A 13,314-nucleotide genomic window follows, 5' to 3' on the forward strand; every position below is an offset into this window, starting at 1 on the left:
TATTCGACAGACTCGTGATGGTGACAATTAGCTATAAGACCGATTTCAAGTCCAAAATTTATAATAGGACAGCATGCGGATAATCATTAATTTTCAAACTTAGGGCAATGATAGCTAAATTAAATAAAAATCAGTTCGACTATTTGAAATATAGCCTTTCTAAAGAAGAAATATCAAAATTAAAGCTAATACACGTAGACAACGAAAATCAATTTGTTTCTATAGAAGTTGATGAGGATATAGCAGATAGAATACGTGATTGGGCAAGCGATGAATTGCAAAAAAAAGGATTTGATATAAATTACGAGTTGAATTATGATGGTAAATTATTGGAGGAATTGATAGATATATTTTATGTACAATAAAAAGCATACATAGTCTAACCAGGGGTTTGAACTATTTAAATCAATCAAATAAAAACCTTAGATTTGCAGGACATATTAACGATTAAGTAATGATAAAAAAATAACTTGGTACAGATTAAGACGGCACTGATGAGATGCAGTCTCTTTCAGTATCCGGTTATATTTTAAAATTAACGCCACGGTTTAAAGGAGATAATGCACGAAGAACAAGACATAAATAAGAGAAATATGGAACGAAACAAATTCTATTCATTTAAACTGAAAGGATGGCACACATCTGTTGATGGCGTCATTGAACTTATAGGTTCAGAGTGGATACTGGTCAAGCGTATTACTGTGGACTATACTTTAGACGGTTATAGTTTGATTCAAAGAAAATATATAGAAAGTAACCAATGCGATGACGAGACATCTTTTACGGAAAAGGTGTTATTGGCAAAAGGTATCATGGATATACCTAATTTCTACAATATATCATTGGAGACTCAAACAGATCCGTTTACATGGTTGAAAGAACGCAATGTTGTCGTTCAATTTAACCCCAAAGATGATTCCATTTGCTATGTGGGGAGAATCGGCGATATGTCGAAAAAGTTCTTCCAAATTATGTCAATGGATACAAGAGGGGGTTGGGATACTGTTTCCTACAAATATACATACGCTAAAATAGTGGCAATCGATATTGACTCGGATTATGTAAATTCACTAATTACTTATTCAAATTTCGAAAGTAAAAAAGACAGTTTTTAGTTCCCGCCTTTTAATATTTATTTGCCTGGTGGTATCATATATAGCAACTATGCCACCGCCCCAACCCTATTTTTTCATCGCCTCTGCCCGCATTTCCGGCGACATCTTTTCGATGGCGTAGCGCAGAGCAGTACGTGGCATCACGGCTTTGTGCTTCATTACAAAGTTGAACACCGCTTCCAGATGTTCGCGTTTGGTTTCGGGATTAAGTTTCTTCGAGACGGCGGTGCGTTCGCTCAGGCTGGCGGCTTTGAGCATCCAGCCGTATCCTTTCTGCACCAGGTCGTCCCCGTCCATAAGCAAGGTATTGGCAATTTCCAGAATGTCGTCGAAGAACAACCCTTTTCGCGCAGGGACAATCAGCGTAACGGCGGCAGCACGCTTCACCCAACGATTGTCGGAGTGCGCCCACTTCTTTAGTTCGGAAACATAATCAGGATACATTTCAACGAATGTGCCGATAGTATGATTACACAGCGTATCGCAGGTAGCCCAGTTAGTCACATAGTTGTGCACCCAACGCTCGAAAACGATAAAATCAGCAGGTTCGTATTGTTTGTGAAGGTAATATGACCAGTTGCAGGCAATGAAGCCCTCTTCGGTGTAACCCGATTTCCAAAGTTCTTCACACAGTTCAAATATCTCCTGTTTGGAGTAGTTCCGAACCTTCTCAAAGGCGAGTTTCCCGATTTGACCTACTAATGGCACCTTGACACCATATAACTTTACTTCTTCCTTAAAATAACGGTCGCCCGAAGTCTGTGTCTTCGCATCGACGTTATCTTTCAATGTCTGACGAATCTCTGTGAGGATTTGATGTTTCATTTATTGTTTCTTCTCAAACGTTATGGCACAAAGGTAGTAAATTTTCCAGTCTGACAAAAAAATTAAAGACAAGAAATAGGCAATATCCCATATAATTTACTAAATTTGTCCCGTTCCTTGTTTCTCAATATTATATCATGAAATTAAAAAACAGCTATCGTCAGCACATGTCATCCGCTCGCAGCCTGCGCGCTTTCTCTCTTCCCGAGCTTCTGGTTGTCATTGTTATCATCGGCATCCTGGTACTCATTGCTTTGCCCAACCTCATGCCTCTGATATCGCGTGCCAGGAGTGTGGAGGCGCAGCAACAGCTCATCTTCCTGCACTCGTTGGAGAAGACTTATTTCTATACATATTCCCGCTATTCCAATTCGTTGGACGAAATCGGTTTCGAGCAGCAACCAACAGTTACCGACGGTGGCAGCGCAAACTATCTGATAGAAATAGTGGAAGCCGACGAAGACGGTTTCCGCGCTACCGCCACTTCTCTTGTCGATTTCGACCGTGACGGCGTGTATAACGTATGGGAAATAGACACAAACAAGAGACTCGTTGAAATTACTAAAGACTAACCAATCATACACATCGCCAGCATGAAAAGACAACTAATCATCTGTTTACTTATCGCTTTCACAGCCTTTGCGAATATTGCCGGAATGCAGGCACAAGCACCCGATTCCCTGCGCCTGCATTCGCTGCGAACAAAGCTGGATGATGCAATGCGCCGGGATTCGCTGTATGCCGGAAAGATGGACTTTACTGTAAGCAACATGCCTGTCAATGAATTGGTAAAGAGCATTGCCCAAACAAACGGGCTGAACATTCATACCGGTTTCGGCATGGAACAGCAAATCACATGCAGTTTCAAGCAAATCCGAATTGCCGACCTGCTGTATTTTATCTGCAAGGAATATGCACTGGACGTCGAAACGGATGGAAACATTCTGTCGATTATACCATACCACCCTCCTGTTATGGAACCCGAAATCAGGATAGACTATGCCCCCACCGAACAGGAAGTATCATTCGACTTCTCCGGCGCCAAACTGGCGGACGTCACTCGGAAATTTGCAGAGAAAACAGGTACTAACGTCATCATTCCCGAAAATCTATCCGGGAAAAGAGTAACTTCCTTCGGCAAATCCATGACTATAGAAAACGCAGTGCAAAGCATTGCTGCCACCAACTCACTTACTACCCTGAAGAAAGATGAAACCACTTGGATGCTCTTTCAGGAAGAGGAAAGAGAAGGCGGACTGCCCCTTCGGAACAGATTCAGCTTCCGTCCCAACGAACTGGACGTTGATTCGCTCGGGCTGATTACCGCACATATCACCAATGGTAACATCAATACAATCGTGCCCGGTATATGCGGGCTACTTAAGAAGAATTACTTCCTCACTGCCGATATGAACCATACGACAGGCATTCAGGTCGAGAAAGTAGATCTTGATACGTTCCTGAGAATCCTGTTCACCGGGACAGACTTCACATGGCGGATTGAAGAGGGCATTTATCTGTTCGCCCGGAACAATGGAACCGACCCGTTTTCTTCCGTCAAAGTATTGCCTATGAAATACCGGACGGTGGAAAAAGTGACGGAAATTATCCCCGCCACACTGAAAAAAGGAGTGGAAATATTGGTTTTCCCCGAACTGAACAGCCTTGTGGTGAGCGGCGACCGGAGTGCGCTGTTGCGCCTGTCCACGTTCATTGCCGATATTGACCGGAGTGTCCCGCTCATATCCATTGACGTTATCATCGTGGACGCTTCGGATACGAGCACACGCGAAGCCGGAATCAGATTCGGAAAGGGGAAAGAACCGTCAGGCGCCAGTCAAGGTACTTTCAGCCCCGGATTAGACCTTTCGCTGAGCGCCTCAACTATCAACCGGTTGCTCAATTCTTTCAGCGACTTTACTTCCGTCAATCTGGGGAAAGTAGGTCCCAACTTCTACGCAGGTTTGAAACTGCTGGAAGAGAACGATATAGTCACACTGCGTTCCACACCAAAACTCTCCACACTGAATGGGCACAAGGCTACCCTCAAGAGCGGGGAGATGAGATATTATAAAGAAAGCCAGACCAACTTCATAGGTACACAGAACCCATTGCAGACCAACTCTTACCAATGGAAGAATGTGGAAGCAAACATGACGTTGGAGATACTTCCTTACGTTAGCCTTGACAGTTGTATCACACTGAAAGTAGACCTGTCTCAAAGTGAATTCACCGAACAAGTGGCAGAAGATGCTCCTCCGGGAACAACCAACCGCAGTTTCAATTCCATCATCAGGGTAAGGAACCAGGAAATGGTACTCCTGGGAGGTATCGAACGGAACCTGACAGGCAAAACAAGTTCAGGATTACCCTTCATTGCCCGTATTCCTGTACTGAGATGGATTTTCGGTTATTCATCGCGAACAAAGAAAGTACAGAAACTGAATGTTTTCATAAAACCGACTATTATCTGAACGAGTATATGATGAAGTTGATTACAGGAAAAATATTGCTTTTCAAGATCGAGACTACGGACGGTGGCAGTGAACTCCGACTGTACAAAGCGGTCGTTTCCAAAGAGAAGGTTTCCCTGTGGAAGGAAGAATATGACGGAGCGAAGTCATTAGAGAAATGGAAACATTCTCTTGCACTGATTTTCGTTACGGGGAATCAGGTAATGACCAGGAGTTATATTCCTCAGGATATCACATCGCGAAGAATTACGGAAAATCAGGACTTACTGTATGATATTACAGGCGAAGACGGGGACAGTAGCATTTCTTTCGTACGCAAGGAAATACTCGGAGAACTGCCGGAGCAACTGAACAAAAACCACATCTCGCTCATGGGCTTGTTCGTAGGTAAGCAGGAAGAACTCTCTATTGAAGAACGGATCAGGAGATTCTGGGATAAGGAGATGACTTTCAGTGCCGTGCGGAAAACGCCCGGAAGGCTGAACGCAGTATGCAACACATTCTATTACAAGTTGCAGCTTCCCGTGCTCATCGGTTTCCTTCTCTTGTTACTGGGCAACTATTTCATCAATTCGCATCTTCTACGGGAGAATGAAAGATTGGGCGCTTTGGCATACAACAAACAAAGAGTGGATAATTCGCGCAAAAAGGAGACAGAGAAGCTGGCAAATCTTACAAACCGGTACAATAAGCTCCCGGACTGCTCGGCGGCTACGATTTCCGACAGGATAGCGTCATATATGCCCCAGGGACTGACGTTGAACGTACTTTCCATCCATCCGCTCGCCTCCGGCATAACCAATCCGGGCAAGGGACGGGAAAACCGGGAACTGGTAAACAGGAATATCATCGTAAAAGGCTGGTCGGACATACCGGGCAGTATCACCCTCTTTTCTCAACTTCTCGGCAAGGATTCGATGTTCGGTAAAGCGGAAATCGTGTCACTGTCGCGGAGGAAAGACGCAGACTTGTTTGATTTTGAACTGCAATTAACCCTGAGTTCCAACTAACTGTAAAAAACAATAAGCATGAAAAAATACGGTGGCATCATCAAATTATCCATCCTGCTGTTATTGGCTCCTATCCTTATATGGAAGCTGGCCATCGGACAGACTTTCGGTCTGTACCAGGAGAACCGGCACCTTACAAACTCATCTCCGGACAGTATCTCTCAGGTTTCTACAGGGCGTTTCTTTCCGCCGGCAATGACAACAACCTCCCTGCTGGGCGACGGCACTATCCTGCAACAGTTTGCAGATGTGCTTGCAAAAGAAAACCTCAGTACGGTGAGTTACACTCCTGCGATTCTTGGTTCCGAAGGCGGTTATCACCTTCGCTTAGGGACGTGGGCATTGACGGGCAGGTTTGTCAACTTAGTGAGGCTGGTTTCGTATATAGAGCAACAGACACTGCCACTGCGCATCTCCTCCGTTCATTTTGAAACTTCCAATCCGAGACTGGCAGGGAGACAAACGGAAAAAGTGCTGACTATGACTCTGTCATTTATCAGCATTGAAAAGTAAGCCTGAAAAGATAGCTATGATCATCTATATTCTGTCCGTATCTCAGGCAGGATGAGGTAGAGCATGATGGGGTACTTCTTTGTAGTGATTAGTGATTAGTTACTGGATAGTTTGCCCCAACTGGAACATCGGCATATACATGGCTATAAGTACAAAAGCTACAATTGCACCGATGCCAAGGATTAATGCAGGTTCCAGGATATTGCCCAGTTGCTTCAGGTTGTGTTCCAGTTCGGAAGTCAGGTCGTTTCCCTGGTTCAGCAACATCTTGTCCAGGCAATTGGTTTCCTCGCCCACCCTTATCAGGGTTACCAGCTTGTTCCCATAGATTTCCCTGAATCCTTCCATTTTGCTTGCGAAAGAATCACCCTGCTTAAGTCCGGAGATGATTTCCGAAAAAGATTTGCTGTAAGGATAGAATCTTATAACTGCCTCCAACATGGATAGCGACCGTATCAGCGGTACTCCGGAACACACGAGCAGATAAAGCAGCTTACAAAACTGTGCCTGGTAGTGTGTCCTGATAAGATTTCCTATCAAAGGTATGTGCATCAGTGCGGAAGAACTAAGTTTTCTGTACTTTTCAGTCTTGCCGTACATCTGCTTAATTACGATGAAAGAAACGAGAACTATGGCGGATATGAGAAGTACGGTAGGGAAGTAAGACGACATCTTTAGTAAAAGTACGGTGACTTCCGGCAACTGACCTCCCATTCGTGAGTAAATTTGTTCGAACATGGGAACTACGACGGTTATCATAAAGAAAAGGACAAGTGCGGCTACCACCACTATTATTGTCGGATAACTCAAAGCGCCGGCAAGCATGCGGCGTTGCTCATTCTTTTTATGATAGTAATCGCAAAGAAAAATCAATGAACGGTCCAGCTTACCGGTTTCTTCCCCTATACGGATTACCCCACAATCCAGTCCGGTAAATGCTTCCGCCAACTCCATACCTTTCCAAAGTTCATTGCCTACAAGTACCTGCTGATAGACGTTTTTCAGAAGATCTTTTTCTTTTTGCTTTCTCTCTCCCTGTATCAGCAAATCGAATGAGCGGCTGAAACTTAATCCGGCATTCAGCAACGAGTGAAGTTGTGAAAAGAGCAGATACTTTTTAGTATCGTTCAGCCTGTAGGGTTTATTGTTCTGCATCATGGTTGAAAATAGAATTATTCAAAGTGAATCCGGCAGCGGGCGGAAGACCATATTCCAATTGCAGGGTGTCGCGCCCTGCCGGTAAGGATAAGAAAATGGAATCGACAGATTGCCGTTCTTCGGACTGTAAATGAAACCTGACAGCAGACAAACCGGTGAAAATCGTATCCGTACTGCTTGAATCCCGGTAAAGAACCAGGTTAGTGCCGTCTGTCAGAATACGGGTTGCTCCTGCCTGCGGTCTGAACAGCAGCAACTCGCCTTCATCCTGCCTTATTATACTGTCGGCCTTTTCCAGAAGGAGTTCCAATGTCTGATGCCCATCCAGCAGCTCTACCTGGAAGCCCAGCTTTTTGTACACAAGCCGCCCGTACGTGTTGACAATAGTCACCCCGTCAAATAAAAGCAGGAACAGGATACCTGTAAGAATCATCACAACCAACACTTCTGTCAGCGTAACCCCTTTCAATGGTTTATAAAGGCATCTTTTACTCATTGGCTTCAAGAAAACGAAAACGAATCTCACGATGTTTATCGGTAGTAGCAATCATCTCTATTTGATAAATATCTTCTTTATCTTTGTAAGCGGTAATTTCCACTACCATCTGTCCCCAATCGTATTCATAAGTTTCTACTCCGGGCACAAGCGTGCTTTGGCAGATTCGCCTCCGGCACTTGTTCATATCGGTTTCAATAAGCAAACTGTCCGAGTCTTCATTGCCGTTAACCACTAAGCGGGTCAATGTGTCCATCGCCAACACAAATATTATCATAAAAACCACCGAAGCGGTTATCGTCTCCATCATTGTGGAAGCAGACAGTGTGCGACGGGGCAAGAACCTCCTTTTCATACTTAGTTTTATATATGATATACCTTATTTATAATGAGAATTTAGCCTGAACACAGCGGTACAGAGACACAGCGTTTTTTTCAGCGACGTAGTCGCCCTCTCTGTGTATTCCTGTTCATCTTCTTTTCTTAAAAGATAGATAAAACTCTGTGCCTCTGCGCCTCTGTGTTCAATCATATTTTATAGTATAGGTATTTAATTATTGCCGTGGCAGTTCATACCTCTTTCCTTTCCGTATCACGACAAGTTTATCGTCCGTAACTTCTGCCACAGCAAATTCCCCGATTGTTTCTTTGGGTTTCATCAAGATGCTTTCTCCGTTGCGATTTACGATAGCCCAGACATTCTTACCCGAACGGACGACACCTTTATACAGGAAGTCGGGAGATACTTCTATCATTGGCGCAACGGTACTTTCTCCTCCGGACACCACTTCCCTTTGCTGTCTTTTTTCTTCGGATTTCCGGGGCTGGTAATCTCCCAGAAAAGGGTCACGGTAGTTCAGCAGAAGCATCGTTGTATCCTTTCCCGTTTTCTTTGCAGCTTTCACCACAGGCGGATATGCGGTGGTTCCGTTATCTTTCAGTGCATCGTATATGCGGTATGCAACTGTGCCCCATATTCCGATGGATAGCACTATCAATACATAAGTGGTTGGCTTGTTGATTTTCATGGTATGCTTATTTAAAGTCCGTCATTAAGTATCGGCAGTATTTCCTCCAGGGAAGTTTGCCCCTGCGCCAATAAGGAAAGGGCGGAGTCCTTCAATGTGGTCACCTGCTGTTCCTTGAGATAATTCTCTACGTTCAGCCGGTTCTGCCTGATGGCCTCTGACAGGGTATTGTCTATCCGGATTACTTCGTAGATGGCTTTTCGTCCCGAATATCCGGTATAGTGGCATTGCCCGCATCCTGTTGGTTTGAAGTAATTCCGGCATGGGTCTATTCCGAACAGGGAGGAAGTTCCTTCTTCTATATGATATTCCTGTTTGCAATGGGGGCACAGCAGTCTGACAAGCCGCTGAGCAACGCAAGCTGCCAGCGTATCTGATATGAGCCACGGATGAACACCCATGTCGGCAAGGCGGGTTATACTTCCCCAGGCACTGTTGGTATGAATGGTGGATAGCAGCAAGTGTCCCGTCAACGAGCTGCGGACGGCCATCTCGGCTGTATCGTGGTCGCGTATCTCACCCAGCATGATGATGTCGGGATCCTGACGCAGGAAAGTACGCAGGGCATTGCCAAAGGTAAGTCCTATTTCCTCTTTCAACTGCACTTGGTTAATGCCTTCCAGAGTGTATTCTACTGGGTCTTCGATGGTCAGAACATTGTTGTCTTCACGGTTGAGCATGCGCAGGGTGGCATAAAGGGTGGTACTCTTACCTGAGCCGGTGGGGCCGGTTATCAGGATAAGGCCGTTTGGCGAGGCTACGGACTTCGTATAATCGTCGTACTGCTTGGGAGTGAAGCCCAGATTCTTCAGGTCTAATAAACTCATATCGCGCGTCAACAGACGAAGCACAATTTTCTCTCCGTAAATGGCAGGAAGCGAGGAGACGCGCACATCGAGTTTCCGGTTGTTCCGCTCAAACAGAATACGCCCGTCCTGCGGAAGGCGTTTTTCGGAAATATCCAGGTTAGAAAGGATTTTGATACGATTCACTAATGCCGGGTAATGAGCCTTGTCAATGACATAACGTTCCAGCAGACGCCCATCAATACGCATACGTACGCGGCAACGGTCTTCGTAAGCCTCGATATGAATATCACTGGAACGTACCAGGACGGCTTCTTCAATGAGGGAGCCGACAAAGTCGGGGTCATTAACGCTTGTCACACCGGAAGTACGGGGAGCAGAGACGCCGGCGCCGTTTGTTTCTGCAGATATGCCGCCTCCCGAATCCCTGTAATGCATATTGAGCATCTTATCAAGCTCAGATAAAGGAATGGGGATAATGGAAACATCAAAACCGAAAAGGACATTTATTTCGCGAAGGGTATCGGAATAATCTTTCCCTTCCTGTCCGTAACATTGGAGTTCATTTCCCGAACGCAGGCAGGGAACCAATCTGTATATGTGCGCTTCCGATGCAGAGAAGAGCTGGATAACTTCGGTGGATATATGAATATCTGTTTTCATAAAGCAATGATTCCTTGAAATAACTGGTACAATAAGACTATGGAATAGCAGATGCCTAATGCGGAAACAAGCGGGATGCCACCATCTGTAGTACTTCCATAAATAAACCATGCAACCAGTATCAGGCAGAATGAGATTATCAGAAAATACAGGAAAGCACGATACTCGAAATGCGGTGAAAGCAAAAGGATAAAAAAGACATCTCCTGCGCCAATCATATTCTTCTTTCCAAAACGGAGCCGCATGTATATCCACAGAATGCCGCCCATAAAGGATAGGATAAACAGGTTGGTCACAAAGTTCCGGAATACATCAGTCGCTCCCATCCGGTAAAAATCCAGCGCAAACTGCAACGCTCCGAACAGCAATAGATGCCACAGCACTATCCTTCGATGGCGGAAATCCGAAACAATCATCGGATACAGGGATAAAAGTACGGGCAATTCCATAAATACTAAATCTTTAGTGACTCCTTAAAAGAAACGTCGGACGGCTTTTTCTATGATAATTAGTCCTAATCTTCACTACAAAAGTAGTGATTTATTTGAAATAACTACAACTTTTTCAATACAATGAGAGACTGATTCATCTCAACAGCCGTATGCCACATTTCCTGCAACTGCTTGTAATATTCAGGAGCCAATACGGAATGATTCAGATTGAAGGAATAATCCACAGTAACGGTATTTCCGGTTCTTTGAAACATGTATTTACATTGCAATTTATTGTCTTCGGTCTTTACCGCTTGCGTACGGGGAATTTCCTCTATCTTATATCCTTCGGGAAGCGTCAGGGTACATATCAGCCTGATCTTATGCGGATAAGGGAACTCGACAGGAAGAATCCGTTCCGACTGAATGAAAGGATTCTTGGTCAGTTGCGGGAAGATTAGAGGATTAATGTAAATGTGATCATCCGATTTCTCTGCTTCGAGCACAAAGTCAAAACCCTCCTTGACAATAGTAAAATCATCATCCGTATCTGTCTGTTTCAGATTACTGATAGTCAGCTTTTCTTTGGCCTGTTCTTGTTTATTCACAAGAGAATCCTGCTGCAGATGTTCTTTCCGGTACTCCAAAGCCTGATGACCTTTCAGTATTGTAGTCCGGCGTCCTGTAATCAGGTTATCCTGAACAGTGGCATTGATTTGCATAACAGCTTGGTTTACAGAGATGTCCTGAAGGTTCACCCACTTCTTATTTTCCGGGACATCAGGAGAAAGTATGCGCGCCTTATTTACGGACAATTCAAGAGGCAGTACATTAAGAGCCGGTACGTCCATAGAGCTATCCAGATAAACGTACTTATCCTTCGCATCATCATAAACGGCAACAACAAACGTGTTCAGTTTCTGGAGGGAGGGAAAATGATACGGCAACATTCCCAGCGAACGCCGGCTCATAACGACGGGGTAAGCTTTAATTCCATTAGTCCGGAGCATATTGATAAAGATAAAATTCAGGTCGGCATTGCTACCGCTTCCTTTCTCAATCACTTTATCAAGATTTTCACTGTAGAGTCTGTACTCTCCGTTCCATGACAACTTTTGCTTCAATAGCTGGAAAGTTTTCACAACTTTCCGGTTGAAATCGAGTTCTGCGGAATTAGTAAGTTGCCGTATTTCTTCGACATATAGATTCTTCCACACCAGATACTTACCAAAACCCTCATTTTCTTTCTTTGTCAGTTGTTGATCCACATCTCCCCATTCGGCACTATACGGTTTGTAACCTTCACTCGGATAATTAGTACCTTGCAAATTAAAACTAACTTGTATCTTATAATCTGCCGGACACCAACAATAGGATTCGTCCTGACGGATAGCAGCCAGATTCTCTGAGGTAAACGTGAGCTTTCGCGCCGAAATGGTGAAATCCCGGTCAACCTTTGTTATGCCATCTCCTATATGCCCCTTGGCTTGCATGGAAGAATTAGCTTCAACAATATCTATATAGGGACGGCCTCTGAACTCAACGTCATATACAAAAACATTGGGAATGGTTATCTGATACTGGTTATATATCATGGGAATTTCCTCTTGCATCATCCAGTTTTCAATATGTACGGAATAATCAGAAATCAATTTATAGTGATATTCAATCACCGTTCCGACTTTTACGGCAGGCAACGAGAATTTCAATACTCTATAAGAAGAATTCACTCGCTCGTCAGAGATAAAATCGCGTTTCAAACGACTTTTTACAATTTTGCCGTTTTCCAGATTATAGGAACATCCGTCCAGATCCAAAATCCTGTCTTTCTCCTTATCCTGGTCGTCAGGTGCATAATAAGGAATGGTAACGTCAGCATGCGATACCCCCTGCGGCTTCAATATCTTGATGCGTACCCAGTGCTCCGTGAACAACCGGAATCTTTCATTGTAAGTAAACCCTGTCACTCCTTTATGGAACAGATAAATTGCTTTGGCAGTCGTATCGGGAGTGTACGTCGTTAGTGATAATTCTTCATTGGAAGGCCTTCCATATTTCAAGTCAGGTTTGATTACTGCTTCCACTCGTTGGGAAAAAGCTGCCGGAAGACACAAAAGACTAAATATGCAGAATATAAATAGCTTGTTTTTCATAATTTTGAAACTTAAAGATTATCAGTTGTGCAAAACTAATAATTTATATAACAAATAATGCTTGTTTGACTAAAAAATCAGAAATAAATATGGTTCTTCGTCATTTTAGGTGCAAGCAAACAGCTTCAAACTGTTTATTCATCGCTGTTTAAATCCCTTTTCAGATTACTGATTTTGTGATTCCGTTTTTCTTAAACCACACCCATTGCCCGATGGTTTCTCCACTCGATAGTTCAGGGGTAACCACACACACCATGCTTAGAGGCAGACATAGAGCAGCAAATAATAAACCGTGTTTTACATACTGCATTATCAGGAAGCTGACAGTTAATAGCATTCTTTTATTCATCCGTCTTTCTAAAATTACGAAACCTCCCTATACCAGTTACCATATAAATCGTATATAAGAAACTTCCTGAGGTACGGATCTCAAATTACTATAGAATCATTCCCTAAAGTAAAACTTCTCAAATAAGCATATTCGCCAGACCCTGTGCCCAGTCCGCCAATGCTATGCAAAAAACGCCCCGTTGTACTAAATTATTAGGCATTTTAATATGATTATCCGCATGCTGTCCTATTATAAATTTTGGACTTGAAATCGGTCTTATAGCTAATTGCCACCATCACGAGTCTGTCGAA

Annotated in this window: 14 protein-coding genes and 1 pseudogene; 6 read left to right on the forward strand and 9 right to left on the reverse strand. The window is 43.9% G+C overall.

Annotated features, from left to right (window positions below):
* Positions 1–107: 107 nt before the first annotated feature.
* Positions 108–365 (forward strand): hypothetical protein, encoded by a 258-nt coding sequence (locus tag B2Z67_RS15265; protein WP_291530700.1) that lies wholly within the window; start codon positions 108–110, stop codon positions 363–365.
* A gap of 228 nt (positions 366–593) precedes the next feature.
* A complete protein-coding gene (locus tag B2Z67_RS15270) occupies positions 594–1,115 on the forward strand; it encodes a hypothetical protein (protein WP_291530701.1) in 522 nt (173 codons plus the stop codon).
* 66 nt (positions 1,116–1,181) lie between these two features.
* On the opposite strand, the gene B2Z67_RS15275 is transcribed toward B2Z67_RS15270, so the two are convergent.
* Positions 1,182–1,940: a DNA alkylation repair protein gene (locus tag B2Z67_RS15275; protein ID WP_291530702.1), complete on the reverse strand. Its 759-nt coding sequence runs from the start codon at positions 1,938–1,940 to the stop codon at positions 1,182–1,184.
* 137 nt (positions 1,941–2,077) lie between these two features.
* Here B2Z67_RS15275 and B2Z67_RS15280 point away from each other — a divergent pair, with 137 nt between their 5' ends.
* Genes B2Z67_RS15280 through B2Z67_RS15295 form a run of 4 tightly spaced genes read left to right on the forward strand, consistent with a single transcriptional unit; the run spans position 2,078 to position 5,937 of the window.
* Positions 2,078–2,512 (forward strand): prepilin-type N-terminal cleavage/methylation domain-containing protein, encoded by a 435-nt coding sequence (locus tag B2Z67_RS15280; RefSeq protein WP_291530703.1) that lies wholly within the window; start codon positions 2,078–2,080, stop codon positions 2,510–2,512.
* A 21-nt stretch (positions 2,513–2,533) separates the two neighbouring features.
* Positions 2,534–4,414 (forward strand): type II secretion system protein GspD, encoded by a 1,881-nt coding sequence (locus B2Z67_RS15285; RefSeq protein ID WP_291530704.1) that lies wholly within the window; start codon positions 2,534–2,536, stop codon positions 4,412–4,414.
* A gap of 8 nt (positions 4,415–4,422) precedes the next feature.
* Positions 4,423–5,424 carry a hypothetical protein gene (locus tag B2Z67_RS15290; RefSeq protein ID WP_291530705.1) on the forward strand — a complete coding sequence of 334 codons (1,002 nt, stop codon included), beginning with the start codon at positions 4,423–4,425 and terminating at the stop codon, positions 5,422–5,424.
* Between the two features lie 18 nt (positions 5,425–5,442).
* Positions 5,443–5,937, forward strand: coding sequence for a hypothetical protein (locus B2Z67_RS15295; protein ID WP_291530706.1), 495 nt, complete (start codon positions 5,443–5,445; stop codon positions 5,935–5,937).
* Between the two features lie 99 nt (positions 5,938–6,036).
* Here B2Z67_RS15295 and B2Z67_RS15300 read toward each other — a convergent pair whose 3' ends face one another.
* The 8 genes and pseudogenes from B2Z67_RS15300 to B2Z67_RS15995 form a co-directional block, all read right to left on the reverse strand.
* Complete coding sequence (locus tag B2Z67_RS15300) at positions 6,037–7,095, reverse strand: type II secretion system F family protein (RefSeq protein WP_291530707.1); 1,059 nt, start codon at positions 7,093–7,095, stop codon at positions 6,037–6,039.
* Positions 7,079–7,591, reverse strand: coding sequence for a type II secretion system protein (locus tag B2Z67_RS15305; RefSeq protein WP_291530708.1), 513 nt, complete (start codon positions 7,589–7,591; stop codon positions 7,079–7,081). The genes B2Z67_RS15300 and B2Z67_RS15305 overlap by 17 nt, the downstream gene beginning before the upstream one ends.
* Positions 7,584–7,946 (reverse strand): hypothetical protein, encoded by a 363-nt coding sequence (locus B2Z67_RS15310; RefSeq protein WP_291530709.1) that lies wholly within the window; start codon positions 7,944–7,946, stop codon positions 7,584–7,586. Before B2Z67_RS15310 ends, B2Z67_RS15305 begins: the two co-directional genes overlap by 8 nt.
* Positions 7,947–8,145: 199 nt before the next feature.
* On the reverse strand, positions 8,146–8,619 hold the full coding sequence (locus B2Z67_RS15315) for a hypothetical protein (RefSeq protein WP_291530710.1): 474 nt from the start codon (positions 8,617–8,619) through the stop codon (positions 8,146–8,148).
* Positions 8,620–8,630: 11 nt separating this feature from the next.
* Positions 8,631–10,088 carry a GspE/PulE family protein gene (locus tag B2Z67_RS15320; protein ID WP_291530711.1) on the reverse strand — a complete coding sequence of 486 codons (1,458 nt, stop codon included), beginning with the start codon at positions 10,086–10,088 and terminating at the stop codon, positions 8,631–8,633.
* Entirely contained in the window at positions 10,085–10,537 is a 453-nt protein-coding gene (locus B2Z67_RS15325) for a hypothetical protein (protein WP_291530712.1), read from the reverse strand. Before B2Z67_RS15325 ends, B2Z67_RS15320 begins: the two co-directional genes overlap by 4 nt.
* A 104-nt stretch (positions 10,538–10,641) precedes the next feature.
* Positions 10,642–12,672 carry a DUF3857 domain-containing protein gene (locus B2Z67_RS15330; RefSeq protein ID WP_291530713.1) on the reverse strand — a complete coding sequence of 677 codons (2,031 nt, stop codon included), beginning with the start codon at positions 12,670–12,672 and terminating at the stop codon, positions 10,642–10,644.
* Between the two features lie 429 nt (positions 12,673–13,101).
* Positions 13,102–13,200: pseudogene (locus B2Z67_RS15995) on the reverse strand (hypothetical protein); the annotation flags it as partial.
* Positions 13,201–13,314 lie beyond the last annotated feature (114 nt).

The sequence above is a fragment of the Bacteroides sp. UBA939 genome, assembly GCF_002293435.1.
Taxonomy (GTDB): Bacteria; Bacteroidota; Bacteroidia; order Bacteroidales; family Bacteroidaceae; genus Bacteroides.